The sequence below is a fragment of the Vibrio natriegens NBRC 15636 = ATCC 14048 = DSM 759 genome, from assembly GCF_035621455.1.
Taxonomy (GTDB): domain Bacteria; phylum Pseudomonadota; class Gammaproteobacteria; order Enterobacterales; family Vibrionaceae; genus Vibrio; species Vibrio natriegens.
Window position 1 is genome coordinate 270,692 of sequence record NZ_CP141822.1, and the last position, 17,519, is coordinate 288,210.

18 protein-coding genes are annotated in these 17,519 nt (G+C 45.1%); 6 read left to right on the forward strand and 12 right to left on the reverse strand.

Features of this window, described 5'->3' with window-relative positions:
• Positions 1-29 precede the first annotated feature (29 nt).
• The gene (locus tag VER99_RS01230; RefSeq protein WP_020335789.1) at positions 30-1,379 is read right to left on the reverse strand and encodes an MBL fold metallo-hydrolase RNA specificity domain-containing protein; all 1,350 of its coding nucleotides are present in this window, start codon (positions 1,377-1,379) and stop codon (positions 30-32) included.
• A gap of 438 nt (positions 1,380-1,817) precedes the next feature.
• Between VER99_RS01230 and VER99_RS01235 the strand changes: the two genes are divergently transcribed.
• On the forward strand, positions 1,818-2,462 hold the full coding sequence (locus tag VER99_RS01235; RefSeq protein WP_020335790.1) for a YrbL family protein: 645 nt from the start codon (positions 1,818-1,820) through the stop codon (positions 2,460-2,462).
• Positions 2,463-2,572: 110 nt separating this feature from the next.
• Here the strand turns inward: VER99_RS01235 and tpiA are convergent, their stop codons facing one another.
• The gene (tpiA, locus tag VER99_RS01240; protein ID WP_020335791.1) at positions 2,573-3,343 is read right to left on the reverse strand and encodes a triose-phosphate isomerase; all 771 of its coding nucleotides are present in this window, start codon (positions 3,341-3,343) and stop codon (positions 2,573-2,575) included.
• Positions 3,344-3,606: 263 nt separating this feature from the next.
• Between tpiA and VER99_RS01245 the strand changes: the two genes are divergently transcribed.
• The 3 genes from VER99_RS01245 (at position 3,607) to VER99_RS01255 (ending at position 5,537) form a co-directional block, all read left to right on the forward strand.
• Positions 3,607-3,954 carry a 5-carboxymethyl-2-hydroxymuconate Delta-isomerase gene (locus VER99_RS01245; RefSeq protein ID WP_020335792.1) on the forward strand — a complete coding sequence of 116 codons (348 nt, stop codon included), beginning with the start codon at positions 3,607-3,609 and terminating at the stop codon, positions 3,952-3,954.
• A gap of 126 nt (positions 3,955-4,080) precedes the next feature.
• Positions 4,081-4,995: a glycosyl transferase family 90 gene (locus VER99_RS01250; RefSeq protein ID WP_020335793.1), complete on the forward strand. Its 915-nt coding sequence runs from the start codon at positions 4,081-4,083 to the stop codon at positions 4,993-4,995.
• Between the two features lie 116 nt (positions 4,996-5,111).
• Positions 5,112-5,537, forward strand: coding sequence for a DUF805 domain-containing protein (locus VER99_RS01255; RefSeq protein WP_020335794.1), 426 nt, complete (start codon positions 5,112-5,114; stop codon positions 5,535-5,537).
• Positions 5,538-5,611: 74 nt separating this feature from the next.
• On the opposite strand, the gene VER99_RS01260 is transcribed toward VER99_RS01255, so the two are convergent.
• The 3 genes from VER99_RS01260 to glpX form a co-directional block, all read right to left on the reverse strand.
• Positions 5,612-5,962: a DUF3135 domain-containing protein gene (locus tag VER99_RS01260; protein WP_020335795.1), complete on the reverse strand. Its 351-nt coding sequence runs from the start codon at positions 5,960-5,962 to the stop codon at positions 5,612-5,614.
• A gap of 157 nt (positions 5,963-6,119) precedes the next feature.
• A complete protein-coding gene (locus VER99_RS01265; protein WP_020335796.1) occupies positions 6,120-6,734 on the reverse strand; it encodes a helix-turn-helix transcriptional regulator in 615 nt (204 codons plus the stop codon).
• Positions 6,735-6,864: 130 nt separating this feature from the next.
• Positions 6,865-7,872 (reverse strand): class II fructose-bisphosphatase, encoded by a 1,008-nt coding sequence (gene glpX, locus VER99_RS01270; RefSeq protein WP_024372772.1) that lies wholly within the window; start codon positions 7,870-7,872, stop codon positions 6,865-6,867.
• 347 nt (positions 7,873-8,219) lie between these two features.
• Between glpX and zapB the strand changes: the two genes are divergently transcribed.
• On the forward strand, positions 8,220-8,462 hold the full coding sequence (zapB, locus tag VER99_RS01275) for a cell division protein ZapB (protein ID WP_014230654.1): 243 nt from the start codon (positions 8,220-8,222) through the stop codon (positions 8,460-8,462).
• 73 nt (positions 8,463-8,535) lie between these two features.
• Here the strand turns inward: zapB and rraA are convergent, their stop codons facing one another.
• The 7 genes from rraA to priA all read right to left on the reverse strand — a co-directional run bounded on the left by rraA (position 8,536) and on the right by priA (position 16,643).
• On the reverse strand, positions 8,536-9,078 hold the full coding sequence (rraA, locus tag VER99_RS01280; protein ID WP_014230655.1) for a ribonuclease E activity regulator RraA: 543 nt from the start codon (positions 9,076-9,078) through the stop codon (positions 8,536-8,538).
• Positions 9,079-9,154: 76 nt separating this feature from the next.
• Positions 9,155-10,072: a 1,4-dihydroxy-2-naphthoate polyprenyltransferase gene (locus VER99_RS01285; protein ID WP_020335798.1), complete on the reverse strand. Its 918-nt coding sequence runs from the start codon at positions 10,070-10,072 to the stop codon at positions 9,155-9,157.
• A gap of 255 nt (positions 10,073-10,327) precedes the next feature.
• Positions 10,328-11,659: an HslU--HslV peptidase ATPase subunit gene (hslU, locus tag VER99_RS01290; RefSeq protein ID WP_014230657.1), complete on the reverse strand. Its 1,332-nt coding sequence runs from the start codon at positions 11,657-11,659 to the stop codon at positions 10,328-10,330.
• A gap of 23 nt (positions 11,660-11,682) precedes the next feature.
• Complete coding sequence (hslV, locus tag VER99_RS01295) at positions 11,683-12,234, reverse strand: ATP-dependent protease subunit HslV (protein WP_020335799.1); 552 nt, start codon at positions 12,232-12,234, stop codon at positions 11,683-11,685.
• A 154-nt stretch (positions 12,235-12,388) separates the two neighbouring features.
• A complete protein-coding gene (locus tag VER99_RS01300; protein ID WP_014230659.1) occupies positions 12,389-12,934 on the reverse strand; it encodes an SPOR domain-containing protein in 546 nt (181 codons plus the stop codon).
• A 161-nt stretch (positions 12,935-13,095) separates the two neighbouring features.
• Complete coding sequence (gene cytR / locus VER99_RS01305) at positions 13,096-14,103, reverse strand: DNA-binding transcriptional regulator CytR (RefSeq protein WP_014230660.1); 1,008 nt, start codon at positions 14,101-14,103, stop codon at positions 13,096-13,098.
• A 335-nt stretch (positions 14,104-14,438) separates the two neighbouring features.
• The gene (gene priA, locus VER99_RS01310; RefSeq protein ID WP_020335801.1) at positions 14,439-16,643 is read right to left on the reverse strand and encodes a primosomal protein N'; all 2,205 of its coding nucleotides are present in this window, start codon (positions 16,641-16,643) and stop codon (positions 14,439-14,441) included.
• Positions 16,644-16,940: 297 nt separating this feature from the next.
• Here priA and rpmE point away from each other — a divergent pair, with 297 nt between their 5' ends.
• Positions 16,941-17,162, forward strand: a complete 222-nt coding sequence (gene rpmE, locus VER99_RS01315; protein ID WP_014230662.1) for a 50S ribosomal protein L31 — start codon at positions 16,941-16,943, stop codon at positions 17,160-17,162.
• Positions 17,163-17,519: the final 357 nt, after the last annotated feature.

Consider the following 17,519-nt stretch of genomic DNA (forward strand, 5'->3'; position numbering starts at 1 on the left):
TTAAGTCTTAGGTCTTATAAACTCCGCCATCAATAAACCACCTTAAATCCTTTCTTCTCTAACTCCTTGCATAATGCTTGTTGGGCCTCGTCTTCCCCATGAATCAAATGAATAGCTTTTGGTTGTGTGGGAATGCCAGTAATAAACTTGAGTAAATCACTTTTGTCTGCATGGGCGGAATAACCAGAAATAGTATGAATCTGAGCATTAACCTGGATTTCTTGAGCATCTATCTCAACCTCTGAATTGCCTGATTGTATCGCCTCACCTAACGTACCTTGAGCTTGATAACCTGCGAATAGCACATCGTTTCTTTCATCGGGAAGAAGTGCTTTTAAATAATTGACGATTCTGCCGCCTTCACACATTCCGGAAGCGGCTACAACAATGGCGGGTTCATCAGTTGAAGCGAGTCGGTTTACTAGGGCTTTATGCTCGGTGTGACTTTCAACTGTAATACACTGGTCGAAAGCAAGTGGATGGCGTTGATTGTCTAATCTTTGCTTTGCTTCCTGACTCCATAAGGTTTTAAAACGTCGATACGTTTTTGTCACTTCTCTTGCTAGAGGGGAGTCTAGGATGACGGGTAATGACGATGCCAATTCATGCTGGTTAATCAATTGCTCTATATCAAATAGCAGCTCTTGTGTTCGACCGACACTAAAAGCAGGGATCAGAATCACACCACCATCTTTCAACGCATGAGTAATGATGTCGTTTAAACGCTTTGTACGTGTTGCAATGTCTTCATGTTGTCTATCGCCGTAGGTGGATTCTATAAATAGGTAGTCCGCGCGCTCTGGCGATTGTGGATCAGGCAAAAGTGGCGTATTCGATGGCCCTAAGTCACCGGAGAAAACGACAACTTCATTATTTGACAGTTTAAATTCGACATACCCAGAGCCCAATATATGCCCAGCAGGTTGGAAGCGGACATTTGCGAGAGCAGGGAGTTCTTCCCACTGCTGATAATCACAAGGTTTGAGTTGCTTCTTGATGATATTGAGGACTTGTTGTCGCTGGCGGTAGTTTAAACCGAGTTGCAGTTTCAGACCGTCTTCAAGCATTAAAGGGACGAGCTCCGCCGTTGCTTGCGTGCAATATATTGGCCCTTTAAATCCAGCAGCCAGTAACCATGGCAGCCGGCCAATGTGATCTATATGAGCGTGAGTTAGAACGAGAGCTTTTATCTGATCGGTAGGAAACTCGATATTCAGTGAGGCATTGCGTCCACCAAAACTGAGGTCCTTGCCTTGAAAGAGTCCACAATCAATCAAAATACTGCCATTGGCGAGCTTAAGCTCATGACAGGATCCAGTAACAGTATGCTTCCCGCCATGATGGATCACACTGGCGATGTCTGATATTGGTGTCGTCATGCTTTCTCCTTATCTATTCAGCATAGGCGAGCAGGCTGTGAAAGAGTAAGGCTTATGTTTCAGTAGATTAGATGTAATAAGTTGGAAAAGTACTGAAATGCGATTAAGTTAGCATCAATAAACACTGTAATAGAGAAAAGCGACAAAGAAGCGTGATTTAGGAGTTACGTACAAAGTTTTTATCGTTAGTGTATTTGCCTTGGTTTATGTATTCACAGTTAGTAGATTCCTGATGCCGCTTAGGCTCCTCGGAATGATGCTCTTGAGGGAAGGACCTAGATACTAAAACCTAGCAACTTTAACCCTAATATCCGAGCGACTCGTCACAGTTTCCAAGTTCGTGATACAATTAGCATTAAGTTCAAAGAGTTCCTCTCGTAAACACAACGTAAGCGCTTTCTGCTATCGATTACAAGAGAAAACATGTAAAGGTTAAAGATGCAATCAGATCATGAGTTCCAAAACTGGGCGGTCATTGGTAAGGGTACCGAGCGAGTTTGTTATCAAAATCCCAGCAACCCTGCTCAGTGTGTAAAGTTAAGTCAGAAAGACGCTGCAAAGCAAACGTATCGAGAAATTGAGTTTTTTGAGCGATTAAAAAAGAAAAACGTTCAATTCGCACATATCCCTAATTTCTTAGGGGAGGTCACAACAGAGACACGTGTTGGATTTAAGCAGCAAGTGGTTTTGGATGACAATTTGTCAGTCTCAAAGAATCTCGCACAATATCTTGTGCAGCAAGGAGATAATCTTGATATCGATAAGTTGCTGTTGGCAATTCGAGTTCTCAAAGATTACTTGCTTAAGAACAGGGTCATACCAAGCGACTTGGTGATGACAAATATATTGGTGAGGCAGGCAGAAAGCGATATCACACTTTATCTGATTGATGGATTTGGCAATACAGAGTTTATCCCGATATCTGATTTTATCCCTTACCTGACACGTAAAAAAATCAATCGTAAGTTTAAGAAATTTCTGAGAAAGAACTTACACCTAAGTATGCAGATTAGAGATAAGGATGAAGAGTTAGCAACGTACAATCGTAAAGTTGATGAGTTTGAGTCTTTATATCTGAAATAACCAGCTGTTCTAAGTTGCGAGTGTTGGTGGTTGATTAGATAGATATCTAGGAATACAAAAAGGGATGCATCACGCATCCCTTTGTTATTTTTACTTGTTTAAAAACAAAATTAAGCTTTTGCTGCTGCCGCTGCTTTAGCGATTGCTGCGAAGCTCTTCGCGTCTAGAGAAGCACCACCAACTAGAGCACCATCGATGTCTGGTTGTGAGAAGTATGCTTCTGCGTTTTCTGGTTTAACAGAACCGCCGTATTGGATGATTACTTGCTCAGCAACTGCTTCGTCTTTCGCTGCGATTAGTGCACGGATAGAAGCGTGGATGCGTTGTGCATCTTCAGCTGTTGCTGCTTTACCAGTACCGATTGCCCAGATTGGTTCGTAAGCAATGATTGCGCCGTTTAGAGCTTCAACGCCGTAAGCGTCGATAACTGCGTTGATTTGACGAGCACATACTGCTTCAGTTTCGCCTGCTTCGTTTTGTGCTTCAGATTCACCGATACAGAAAACTGGTGTTAGGCTGTTTTCTTTTAGGAAGTTAAATTTCTTCGCGATGAACTCGTCTGATTCGTTGTGGTAATCACGACGCTCAGAGTGGCCGATGATGATGTGAGTAGCACCGAAATCTTTCAACATTTCTGGAGACATGTCGCCAGTGAAAGCACCGCTGTTGTTTAGGTCAGTGTTTTGCGCACCTAGAATGATCTTGTTACCGCCTTCTGCGATTACGCGCTCAGCTAGATCGATGTAAAGTGCTGGTGGAGCTACTGCTACGTCAACACCTTCAACGCCTTCAAGCTCAGCGTTAAGACCAGTTAGCAGCTCAGTTACCATCGCTTTGCTGCCGTTTAGTTTCCAGTTACCCATAACTACAGGACGACGCATAGGAATATCTCCGTATTATCTATTAATGATTAATGTAAAAAATCTACGAAAGAATATAACAGAATAATTTGAACAGATCATGATTGGTATCATGTCTTGTTCGGCTTTGTACATCTGGTCAGCGTAGCACTTGTTTCTGTCAGTTCTATCAAAAGCAATCGATTGGTGATCACGTAGACAGAATGATAGTTCATTCCTCGGAAATTGCAGCCTGGATTGGTATTACTACGCACTGGATTTTAATGTTGTAGAAAGGAATCAAAATGCCAAATTTGGTTTTAGAGTATTCGAACTCAGTGGAAGAGCGCGTCAACGTTCAAGGTTTACTAGAAGATTTACATAGAGCAGCGTTGGATTGCGGCCTTTTTGAATTGGCATCAGTGAAGTCAAGAACACTCCGCTGTCATAACTGGCTAATAGGTGAAGAAGGCGACAGTCTGGATTTTATCCATGTAAACTTTGAGTTACTGGCAGGGAGAACGTCAGAACAAAAACGCGCGTTATCCCGGGACTTAATGGTTGTACTTCAAGAACAAGCCAGCCATGTTCATAGCTTAACGGTGAACATTCGCGATATGGATGTGGAATGTTTTCAGAAAGTGGTGAACTAACGACCATCTTCTTCTGTTAACTCGCTGCGTGGTGACCTTTCTCACGCAGTGAAGCCTTAGTTCATCTACCCCTAGTTTTGTGATTCTGCTAACCTATTGCACGGCATTGACTTCTAGGTCTATTTAATGAAACTTTTCTACTATCTTAACAACTTACTACTCAACGTCGTTCCGTCCTTTGTTTTTCAACGGCGTAAAGCTCAATTAGAGCGCCATTTTGAACAGGATAAAGACGCGATTCAGGCTCGTGTTGATTATTACTGTAAGCCGAATGAATTGCATGAGTTACCAAGTGATGCTATCACGCAACACTCCTATCAGCGTCGTGGCAAGAGTGCTTATTTCTATGACTTAAAGCAGTACCTGCACTATTTTCCTAAACACCTTAAGTTCGCGTACTACTTTGGCGACCACGTAAAAGTCGAGCCACAGCCAACTCTGTATAAAGCCAGGCCGACACAGGGTGACAACTCAACGTCGGTGTTGTTTAAGTTAGATAAAATGCGCCACTTTCGTTTTATTGAAGACAAAACAGAATATCTGGATAAGAAAGATATGGCGGTTTTCCGCGGCGCTGTTAAACAAAAACATCGCATTCGTTTTATGAACGCCATGTTTGGCCATCCACTGGTAGATGCGGGTCAATCAAACCCGTCTAAAGAGCACCCTGAGTGGAAGCAGCCGTTTATGTCCATTGAGGAGCAGCTGCAATATAAATTTCTCATTTGCCTAGAAGGGAATGACGTGGCTTCTAACTTAAAATGGGCGATGTCTTCAAACTCAGTCGTTATCACGCCGAAAATGCGATTCGAAACCTGGTTTATGGAGGGGGCACTTAAGCCGGGTGTACATTATATAGAAGTTAAAGATGATTGGTCTGACTTTGAAGATAAGGTCAATTACTACTTAAAGAACCCAGCTGAAGCCAAGAAAATTTTGGATAATGCCCATGAGCATGTTGCGCAGTTCCAAGATAAAAATAGAGAAGACCTTGTCTGTATCAAAACGTTGGAAAAGTATTTCTCTATCACTAATCGCTGATTTTTATTGATATTTTAAAACATGAAGGCTCGTCTGCTCTATGCTAGTAGTAAAGACAAACTTTTAGGCTACCAGTGCTATTTGAATGACATGTTTATTTTTTTGGGTAATTGCGAATGCTAACTAAAGAGCTATTGTTTTCTTTTCGAGGGCGCATCGGGCGTAAAACGTTTTGGATATGGAACATTGTCTATTACGTTTCTATCTTAGGTTTTGGTGTGGGTATCAATCAGCTGTTTCCCGCGTTTTCTCACCTTCTGCTGCCTATTTTTCTCTTGGTCATGCTTATTCCTGATCTCGCGATCACAACGAAGCGCTGGCATGATCGTGATAAATCGATTTATTGGTTAGCGCTGAATATTCCTTTGGTTTTAGGCCGGCTCGCTACACCAACGACGAGTCCAGTTTCACAAGAGTCGGCTACGCCGCAACTGTTCATTGCTTCTATATCTTTAATTTGTGGCGTATGGATTTTGGTTGAATGTGGTTTATTAAAAGGAACGAAAGGCCCTAATAAGTACGGCCCTGATCCGGTTGGATAAATGATGCCGTTCGCTAGGGCGACAGTGAGCGGATTGATAAGTTTAAGGGCGATTATTACAGGATCCGAGAGTCATCAACAATAATCGTCATTGTCCCTCATTGACCTGAATTGAACCACATTACGTGTCTTTTCAGGTTGTGGTGTTCCTTGCAACGCTTCTCTGAACTTCATCACTTGTTTCTGTAACTCATTCATCAATAACACGTTGACATGGTTTGGGTTTTTACAGTTGTTGATTACTCGGTCTATATGGCTTTGCTGCGCCCAAAGTCGTGACTGCATGCTTTTCGATGCGCCTTCTATCATTTCGCGGGCCTTATCTTGTCGGAATTGCTCAAAAGCTTCCGGGTCATCTTGTGCCATTTGCATCAGTTCGTCGAAAGAGGGCAGAGGTTGCGGTTTGTGAGTACGCAGATTGGCCATCGTTTGTCTCCCAATCCATACGGATAGTTACACTTCGATATTAAAAGCGTATATCACGGAGAAGGGGAGAACGGCGAAATGACTCTCTAGTCTCAGATATAAGAGAGCATTTTCATAGGTGAGTTGTAGGCAGGAGCAGCGTGATTCTAATCATTGCCTACGCTTGAATACGGTATACGCAACGTCGCTGGCCGCTAATGATATGCTCAGTGCGTTCCACACGAGTTTCATCGCCAAGTAGTGCTTGGAACACACTTAGCTCTGACTGGCAGAGACTAGGACAACGTGTAGCAGCTTTACAAATAGGGCAGTGGTTCTCAATTAAGATAAAACCGTGCTCATCTTGCTCTAGTTCTGCCATGTAGCCTTCTTGTTCTCGTAATGAGACGAGCGTTTTCAATTTGCTTTCCAGCGTGTCACATTGATCAAGATGTTGACGATAGTTTTGTAACGTGAGCTTTTCGCGCTCAGAGGTCACTTTCTCGAGGCCATCTTTACCAAAGATGTGTTCGACGGCTTCGATGAATTGTACGGTAAGTTCACCATGGCGATCGGCAAATTGCTCATGGCCTTTTTGAGTAAGAGCCCAGTGTCTGGTCGGGCGACCGACTTTGACTTTGACGTCGTAGATAGACAGGATGCCATCATCTTCTAAACCTTGCAGATGCTGTCGAGCACCCATGGTGGTCATTCCAAGTTCAGAAGAGAGTTGTTTTGCCGTGACAGAGCCGTCACGCTTAACGATTTGCAATATCCTATCTACGGTTTTCATATTCCCACCATTTATATGTCATGACATATTATGCGCGATAGGTTTTGTAAAGAAAAGTGTTGACTTAGTTTTGGTGAGAGAGCCGAGATTTTAGGGCCGTTTATCCAGGCCCTAAAATCTCTGATATTTATTAAAGAATAATATCGCGTACTTCTTGATCTTTACGCTCTAAGTAATGAATCGACTTGATGCGACGAATGGTGCGGCAGCGACCACGAATAAGTAGCGTTTCTGTTGTCGCGATATTGCCTTGGCGAGTAATGCCTTCTAGCAGGTCACCTTTGGTGATGCCTGTCGCGGAGAACACAACGTTGTCGCTGCGTGCCATGTCGTCCATTTTCAACACGACGTTTGCCTTCACACCCATCTCTTCACAGCGTTTTAGTTCGGCTGCGCCGTAGATGCGGTTTTCTTCGGTATTACCTTTCACTTCATGACGAGGAAGTAGACGGCCATGCATGTCACCATCTAGTGCACGAATGACCGCCGCAGAAACTACGCCTTCTGGTGCGCCGCCAATGCAGTACATGACGTCCACTTCGCTGTCTGGCATACAAGTCAGGATTGAAGCGGCCACGTCACCGTCTGGCACAGCAAATACGCGTACGCCCATTGCCTGCATTTCTGCGATCACTTTGTCGTGACGAGGCTTAGCCAGCGTGATCACAACTAAAGTGTCTAGAGTTTTGTTCAGCGCCTTGGCGATGTTCTCTAGGTTTTCTTTTAGTGGCTTTTCTAAATCGATGACGCCTTTTGCTCCTGGGCCAACCACCAGTTTTTCCATGTACATGTCAGGCGCTTTAAGGAAGCTGCCTTTTTCACCGGCCGCGAGAACCGCTAAAGCATTTGATTGACCCATGGCCGTCATGCGTGTGCCTTCAATAGGATCGACTGCAATATCGACTTCATCGCCACCAATACCCACTTGCTCGCCGATGTACAGCATTGGTGCATCATCGATTTCACCTTCGCCAATAACAATTTCACCGCTGATTTCTGTTTTGTTCAGTAGTGTGCGCATAACCTCAACGGCTGCACCGTCCGCTGCGTTTTTATCGCCGCGACCAAGCCATTTATAACCAGCCAGTGCTGCACCTTCAGTAACACGGGAAAATGCCATTGCTAAATCACGTTTCATGATGTCTCCAAGTAAGCAAGAGGGAAGAAGAATTTGCGCGGCGATTTTACCATAACGAGTGTTAAACGTTTGCGTTTTTGCCGAGCTTTTACTTTGGTTAAGTTGAATTTGATCAATACTGAGTGAGTTTTTCTCGTGGCGAGAGGCAAATACCTTGCTCAAAAATGCTTCGGTGATCAGAAAAGTCAGCATTTAGTGAGATTGCGCCGGTTTTTTAACCGAATGATGCAAAATATCGAATATAGTGAGTGTTTCTCGTCGCAACGCTGAGTAGAATGAACCTCATATAGGTAAGGTGCGCGCCTGTCTCGTGCATCATCCCAACGGAACAACATAGGTAGGCCAAGATGTCTTTTGAAGTATTAGCACAACTAGAATCTAAAATTCAAACTGCAGTTGACACAATCACTCTTCTTCAAATGGAAGTTGAAGAGCTGAAAGAAGATAAAGTAAAGCTAGAAGCACAAGCAAACGAGCTTCGCACGCAACGCGAAGAGCTTGAGCAAAAAGCTGAGCAAGCACAGCAAGAGCACGCGCAGTGGCAAGAGCGCATTCGTGCACTACTTGGCAAAATGGAAGAAGTGGAATAATTCTACTTTTCTGTCCAGAATTGAAAACACCCGCTATAAGCGGGTGTTTGTGTATTTGGAGTCGGGAAAAGCGCTAAAGCCTAGGATCTTGTTCCTCTAACTCTTCTTCCTCAACTTCCTCGTCCAGTTCTAGGTCGATATTGAGCGGTTCTGGAGACAGAATGATGCCAGTGCTGTCCGCGTAAATGTAGTCTTCTGGTAGAAAGCTAACGCCGCCAAAGTTCACAGGTACGTCGAGTTCACCTATACCCTGGCTAGATGCGCCGACAGGAATAGAGGCGAGAGCCTGAATGCCAAGGTTCATATCTTCGAGTTCGTCGACTTCACGAACGCAGCCGTATACGACAATGCCTTCCCACTCATTTTCTTCTGCGATGGTTGCGATTTCTGCGTCGACAAGGGCTTTGCGTAAGGAACCACCACCGTCAATTAGCAGCACGCGACCTAGGCCATCTTGCTCTAACGTTTCACGGATCAGAGAATTGTCTTCAAAACACTTGATGGTGGTGATTTGTCCGGCAAAGGAAGCGCGACCGCCAAAGTTACTGAACATTGGTTCAACCACATCTACCTGCTCGAGGTAAATATCACAGAGGGCTGAGGTATTGTATTCCATAGCGTACCTTTCTAAACAGAAACTGGTTGTCTTTGAGTATATCTGGGCATTAAGTCAATGCAATGACAATCCTTTTTTAACTTACCAGAGTTTGAGCTACCACAATTGTTGCAAATAAAACGTTGGTAACCAGCGAGCATTTTACGATCACTGGCATCATAGGTGCGATCTGTGCAGGCTTTTCGGTTTCCCAAACGGCTTTGCCATGATGGGCGACAAAATAAATGCTTAATAAGAATGGCAGGCTGATCCAAACCGGTTTGTCCTGAATAAGTAGGTAAACAGCGAAAGCGAGAATAGCACCACCTAATAAGATGAAATGGTACTGCTTGGCCTTCTGTTGTCCTAAGCGCACCGCTACGGTCCTTTTTCCACACTCTCGGTCGTTATCAATGTCACGCATGTTATTGATATTCAGCACTGCGACGGCCAATAAGCCGCATCCTAGAGCGGGTAAGAATAGGGTGGTATCGACATGTCCGGTATGCAGGAAATAGGTGCCGGATACGCCAAGCAAGCCAAAAAACAGAAAGACAGAAATATCACCCAGTCCGACATAACCGTACGGTTTGCTGCCCATGGTGTAGGCGATGGCGGCGAGGATGGCAAAAATACCCAATCCGATGAAGGTGAGAATACTTTCAAGAGAGCTCAAAGAGTAAAACACTAAGATCAGGCCGGAAATGACGGTGAGCACGATGTTGAAGCCAATTGCCTGCTTCATTTGCTCTTTCGTTACTGCGCCAGACTGCAAAGCACGCAGTGGACCGAGACGTTTTTCATTGTCGGTTCCTTTTACTGCGTCGCCATAATCGTTGGCCAGATTGGAAAGGATCTGTAACAGAGTCGCGGTGATAAACGCCATCAAGGAAATAGGCAGAGAAAATTGACCCGCAGCATACGCAAGCACACTACCAGTAAGAATAGAGACTAATGCCAGTGGTAATGTTTTGGGACGAGCGGCGTCGAGCCAGATCTGTAAAGATTGTTTCATGGATATTTCGTGCTAGTAACCGATGTGTCCAGTATAAGCATAAAGAAGCAGATGCGCTATTGACCTAAAGCAAGTCAAAGAGAGTCAGGAAGTGGAGGGTTGGTTGAAAAGCGAGGTTCTGGACTTTGAAGTATGAGAATAGCATTTCAAGTACGATTGCCCGGCGATTGCACAAATACACTGATGTTGAATTGTCTATGCAGAACTAAAAAGCCCAGAGACTGAATCTCTGGGCTTTGTTGATTAGGGTGCTTATTAAAGAATAAAGCGGCTTAGATCTTCATCTTCAATGGTATCGCCCAGACGAGCTTGCACGTAGGCTGCGTCAATCACAAACTTAGCGCCAGATTGCTCTGCTGCATCGTAAGAGATTTCGTCCATCAGACGTTCCATAACGGTATGCAGACGACGAGCACCGATGTTTTCGGTGGTTTCATTTACTGTCCATGCGGCTTCAGCAATTCGCGTGATACCGTCTTCAGTAAATTCAATGTCTACATCTTCTGTCTTCATCAACGCGATGTATTGCTCAGTCAATGACGCTTTAGGTTCGGTCAGAATACGTTTGAAGTCGTTACTGCTTAGTGCTTCAAGTTCAACACGAATTGGCAGACGGCCTTGCAGCTCTGGGATAAGGTCAGAAGGCTTCGCGACCTGGAATGCACCAGAAGCCACAAATAAGATATGGTCTGTTTTTACCATGCCGTGTTTGGTTGAAACAGTGCTGCCTTCAATCAGAGGTAGCAGGTCACGCTGAACACCTTCACGAGAGACGTCAGGGCCAGAGCTCTCACCACGTTTACAGATCTTGTCGATCTCATCAATGAAGACGATACCGTTGTTTTCAACGTTGTAAATCGCTGCTTCTTTTAGCTCTTCCTGATTCACAAGCTTCGCTGCTTCTTCTTCGGCAAGGGCTTTCATCGCGTCTTTGATTTTCAGCTTGCGCTTCTTCTTGGTATCGCCCGCTAGGTTCTGGAACATACCTTGAAGTTGGTTGGTCATTTCTTCCATACCAGGAGGCGCCATGATCTCGACCCCCATTTGCGGCGCGGCGACATCGATTTCAATCTCTTTATCGTCCAGCTGACCTTCACGTAATTTTTTACGGAAAATCTGGCGAGTGTGAGAGCTATCATCGCTCTGTTCTGCTTGTCCCCAGCTGTCACGAGCTGGTGGCAGTAGTGCATCAAGAATACGCTCTTCAGCTTGCTCTTCAGCTCGGAATTTTACTTTTTCCATCGCTTGTTGATGAGTGAGCTTCACTGCAACATCGGTAAGATCACGAATGATGGTTTCTACTTCTTTACCAACGTAACCTACTTCAGTGAACTTAGTCGCTTCTACTTTAATGAACGGCGCATTTGCAAGCTTAGCGAGGCGGCGTGCAATTTCAGTTTTACCAACACCAGTTGGGCCGATCATCAGGATGTTTTTAGGTGTAACTTCGACACGTAGGCTTTCTTCAAGTTGCATACGACGCCAGCGGTTACGAAGAGCAATCGCAACCGAACGTTTTGCTTTGTCTTGACCAATAATATGGCGGTTCAGTTCATGAACGATTTCGCGAGGGGTCATTTCAGACATATTCTTTCCTTACTTCGTTACGATTACTCGGCTGGAGCGGTTAGCTCTGCAGTTGATTCTAGCTCTTCTACAGTGTGATTGTGGTTGGTGAATACACAAATATCGCCAGCAATGTTTAATGCTTTTTCTGCGATTTCACGAGCATCCAGATCTGTGTTCTCTAACAGTGCCGTTGCTGCCGCTTGTGCGTACGCACCACCAGAACCGATCGCAATCAAGTCATTTTCTGGCTGAACCACATCACCATTACCGGTGATGATTAAAGACGCGGTTTCGTCTGCAACAGCAAGTAGTGCTTCTAGCTTACGAAGCGCGCGATCACTACGCCAGTCTTTCGCCAGCTCTACAGCGGCTTTGGTCAAATGGCCTTGGTGCATTTGCAGTTTGCTTTCGAAGCGCTCGAAAAGGGTGAAGGCGTCCGCAGTACCGCCGGCAAAACCAGCCAGTACTTTATTGTTGTAAAGGCGGCGAACTTTACGCGCGTTACCTTTCATTACGGTATTGCCTAGAGATACCTGGCCATCACCCGCGATGACGACTTTATTATTTCGACGTACAGATACAATGGTAGTCACAGTCGACCTCTTAATTATTTCTCTTTGGAAGTAATATTGTATATGGGGGAGAGGAAAAGGGGATTCAAGGGGAAATTAAAGGATGGGGTTTCGGTGGAGTAGGTTTCTAGTGACCTAGGGCCGATTAAACTGGGCCCTAGGTTGTACTTTATCGCTAGAAATTCTCTTTCCAAATCGCACACGGTTCGATTTTAGCTCGTTGCAATTTATGGCGATCTTTCTCTGCATCGCGCTTAAATTTGTATGGGCCTAGAATAATTCGGTACCAAGAGCTGCCTTCTTTCTTAACAATTTTGCTGGTTAAGCCCTGGAAAGCGATGGCGAGCTTACGCTCTTCTGCCTGAGCTTGGGTCTTATAAGCGCCGCACTGCATGATGTAAGGGATTTTCGATACTTGAATCTCTTTGGCTACCACCTCCACTTCGCGATTTGGGAGAGATTCTACGTATTCCCATTTCTCTTCGGGTGGGGGAGGTAAATCTGTCTTTGCCTTAGGCTTGCTGACTGGAGCCGTTGATTGCTGCACAACTTGTGGCTGGGGCTCTGGATCATTGTTTAGCAAATATAGCCCATAGCCAAAACCACCCACTAGCACGATTGCCAGTAGACCACTACGCCAAGGTTTCTTTCTTGAAGGCTGTTTTTTTGTCGACTTTTTTGGGGTACCACGCCCCCTTCTTACATAATCTTTGTTTGCCACGGTCATTTCTGGTCATCAAGAATTCTTCCAAATATGTTAATCCAGAACGAGTTGAGAAAACACCCTGTTTCTCTAATCTTGATAGGTACATATAAAAAAGCAGCACCAAATGAGTGCTGCTTTTAATGGACAGAAACTTAACTGCTCTTAGCGAGAAAAGTTTACGCTCGTTGAGGAGGCGCAGCACTTCCGCGCACAATCAGGTTAGTCTCCAGAAGACGAGATCCAGAATGCACATCGTGGCCTTTTAAAAGCTCTAACATCATTAGCATCGCTTGTCGGCCAATCTCGTAACGAGGCTGAGAGATCGTCGTTAACGGTGGATCACAGTACTGCGCGAAATTGATGTCATCAAAACCTACAACCGATAGATCTTGTGGTACACGGAAGCCGAGTTTTTTCGCTTCTTGAATGGCGCCGATTGCCATCGTGTCACAGTGGCAGAAAATCGCGGTTGGTGGTTCCGCTAGTTCCAGCAGCTTACGCACTGCTTTTGCTCCGCCGTCAAAAGAGAACTCGGTGACAATACTGTATTGCGGGTCTTTATTGATCCCTGCACGACGCAGTGCTTGCTGGTAACCTTGTTGACGGAATTGGCACAATACCGCGGTATCAGGACCTGAAATTTGCGCAATACGTTTGTGGCCAAGCTGAGTCAGATAATTGACCGCTTCAAAGGCAGAAGTCAGGTTATCGATATGAACGGTTGGCAGTTCGAGCTCAGGCGCAAATTCACACGCCATGACCATTGGTGGCAGGTTTTTCTGCTCTGGCTTACTAACATCAAACGGTAAGTCAGTACCAAGTAGCAGCATCCCGTCTGCTTGCTTTGTAAATACCAGGTTTACGAATGAGCTTTCGCGTTTCTTCTGCTGGCCACTGTCTCCCAGCAAAACCAGGTAGCCGTGCTCCATGGCCGCATCTTCGATACCACGGATGATTTCGGAAAAGTAAGGGTCGCAGATGTCAGGAACGATCGTAACAATGGTTTTCGATTCGTTTCGTCGTAAATTACGCGCTAATGAATTTGGTGAGTAACCTGCTTCGAGTACCGCGTCTTCAACTCTTTTTCTGGTTGAAGAGGAGACTTTCTCCGGATTCATTAATGCTCGAGATACCGTCGCGGTAGATACTCCCGCAAGCTGGGCAACATCCTTCATTGTCGCCATAGTTTTTTAACCTCTCAAATTGTTCGCCAAGGTGACGTTATTCCCTTTAGTGAAATTACTGTCATTGAGTACAGATATATTCGCACTTTACCATCACATTTAGGGTGTTTATTTGCCGAGTAAAGTACGTCTTTATTACCAGAACAACACTTCAAATTTGGGGAATCGCTATGGTGTTCATTTAAAGTCTTTTTCTGCAAAGCACTTAAGACTTTACTAATTGGGATAGTCTATTCATTTCTATAGCGAAAGTTACGGTCTGTTTAACAAAATCCACAATGACAACGTGATGTGTATCACATTAAAAGGTAATTCATTACATAGCTAATCGTTTGCTAGCTGAGATCCTGTGGTTCTATGTCTAAATTCCAACGTACTTTCTTGGCATTAGGTAACAACTCAATAGCAGGTTTGGCACTGGTTAATAACTTTTGCATTGATGACCGGTGTTGAGTTTGCAGCAAGAGTTGCCAGCGATATTTGCCCGCCCGTTTAGCCAAAGGTGAGGGGGTCGGGCCAAGTACCATGCAAGTGTCGTCAAATAGTGGGTGAGACTCCAGCGTAAAACGAACTTGGCGCAGGAAGTCTTCGACTACCTCACTTTGGTTTGCCTCTGCTTTAAATAGAGTCAGGTAACTGTAGGGAGGCAATTGCGCTAACTTCCGCTCCTCTAATGCGGTCATGGCAAAGTGGCGGTAATCTTTTTGCAAGAGAGCTTGTAACAAACTGTGCTCGGGATGGTGAGTCTGCAAAATCACTTCACCAGGTTTACTTGCTCGACCAGCCCGCCCCGCAACCTGAATGAAAAGCTGCGCGAGGCGTTCAGATGCCCGGAAATCACTGCTGTATAAAGAGCCATCCACATCCAACAAGGCAACCAGCGTTACGTTGGGGAAGTGGTGTCCCTTGGCAAGCATTTGCGTACCAATCAGAATCTGGTATTCACCTTTACGAATCGATTCAAGGGCATCTTCTAAGCTACCTTTGCGGCGGGTGCTGTCTCTGTCGATACGAATGGCTTTGTATTCTGGGAAGAGTTGCGCCAATTGATGCTCTAACTGCTCTGTGCCGACACCGACCGTTACTAACTGAGTGGAACCACATCCCTGACACTGATGAATTACAGGCTGCTGTGAGCCGCAATGATGGCAGCGTATTTCGTTACTGTATTGATGGAAGGTGTAGTAGGCATCACAGCGTTTACACTCGGCTATCCAGCCACACTCATGGCACATTAGGGCAGGAGAGAAACCTCGGCGGTTAAGAAACAGCATCACCTGATTGCCTGCTTTTAGGTGTTTACGCATTTCGGCAATCAGCGGCGCAGACAATCCGCTTTCTAAATACTGACCTTTAACGTCGAGCACTTTATTGGTGGTCGGCACCGCAGAGCCTGCACGCTGAGTTAGTGTCAGGTGATGATATTTACCCGTCAACGCATTGTGCAGCGTTTCAAGAGCCGGAGTCGCAGAGCCCAACACAATAGGCACTTGCTCTTTGTACGCACGCATTACAGCAACATCACGAGCGTGGTAGCGCAAACTGTCTTGTTGTTTATATGAAGAGTCGTGTTCTTCGTCGACAATAATAATGCCGAGATCGGCAAATGGCGTCAGTAGGGCGGAGCGTGTCCCAATGATAATTCCAGCCGCTTTATCACGAGCCGATAACCAAGCGTTTAAACGTTCGGTATCATTCAATCCTGAGTGGATAACATCAACCGGCACGTTAAAGCGGTGCTTAAAGCGGTTGATAGTTTGTGGTGTCAGGCCAATTTCTGGTACCAGAACTAACGCTTGTCGTCCTTTTTCCAACACCGGCTTGATCAGATTGAGGTAAACCTCGGTCTTACCAGAGCCTGTTACGCCCTCTAATAAATAGCAGGCAAAACCACTTTGGCTATTGACGCTGGCGATAGCTAACGCCTGCTCATGGTTAAGTTTGGGTTTGTCGACGTCGTTTTCGACTTGCTGAGGCCAGTTTGAAATCGTTGGCATCTTCTCAATTCGCTCAATCCAACCTTTCTCTTCGACCGATTTCAGCACTGTTGAGGCGATCTCTTGCTCTACAAATTCTTGGTGCGGTACGGCTCCGTCTACCAGGATTTGCAGAACTTTTTGTTGCTTCACGGCCCGACGATCAAGCCCTTGCATCAGTTTGTCTTTACCCGCTTCGGTAATCTGCCATTCCTGCAAGGTGGCAAAATCGGCTGGTTTTCCTTTTCTCAGCGCGGCTGGCATCGCATTGTGAAGCGTATCGCCCAATGGATACTGATAAAAATGGCTACACCATGTGAGCAATGAATACAGCTTTTCTGACCAGATAGGTTGTGAGTCCAATACGGCTTTAATTGGTTTAAGCTGCTCTTTAGGAAAATCAGAGTGATTCACCATCGCAGTAACGATACCGATTAAGGTCTGGCGTCCAAAAGGTACGGAAACGCGCCCACCAATGATCGGGAACAGGTGCCCCGGGATGGCATAATCAAACTGTTTGTCGAGTGGAACGGGTAATGCCACTCTGGCAATGGATGGACGCATAAAGTTCAGCTGTAATATAAAGAGGGAAAGGAGCTTAGAGTCTATTAAAGTTGGAATGAAAATTCGAGTAAAGCTCACTGATCTCCGTTCAAACAGGCGATGAGCAGTAGACTGGCTAAAAAAGTGGCGAAAAAATTGCCAAATGTGTTGATCCCATCAGTGCGATTCATTAGTATATCGCGCCTTGAGATATGGCTTCAGCATTATGCTGATGCGGTATCGCACTTTTGATATTAATTACGTGTGGTGTGCGGCTTAGACTCGTATAGCGACACGGCCTACTATTGAGGTTATCCCATGAAAGCTGGTATCCACCCAGAATACAAAGCAGTACAAGCTACTTGTTCTTGCGGCAACTCTTTCGAGTTCAACTCTACTCTAGGTAAAGAGTCTATCCACCTAGACGTATGTGACAAGTGCCACCCATTCTACACTGGTAAGCAACGTATCGTTGATACAGGCGGCCGTGTTGATCGCTTCAACAAGCGTTTCGGTGCACTATCAAGCGGTAAGAAATAATAGCGACTGCTATTACGATTACAGTTTAGAAAAGGACGCTTCGGCGTCCTTTTTGTTTATTGCAACACTGGCTGGTGGCAGTAAATCAGTGAGTTAAAAATTGTCTCGATTATTTTTCACTCAATGCTTGCAACCTAAAATGTGATCTGTATAATGCAGCGCACTGGTTAAGCCAGTTGTGAACCAATGAGCAGTGAGGAGCTAATAAATCCAAGGATTTATTAGGTAATGTAGACTCAGCTTATGTTCGCGGTTAATACAATTAGCTATCTTTTCTTCGGAAAAACTATCCCCAAAGGTGACTTTGGTATGTAGGGATAGTTAATCGAAAATTAACTGACAATGCGTCCTAATCTT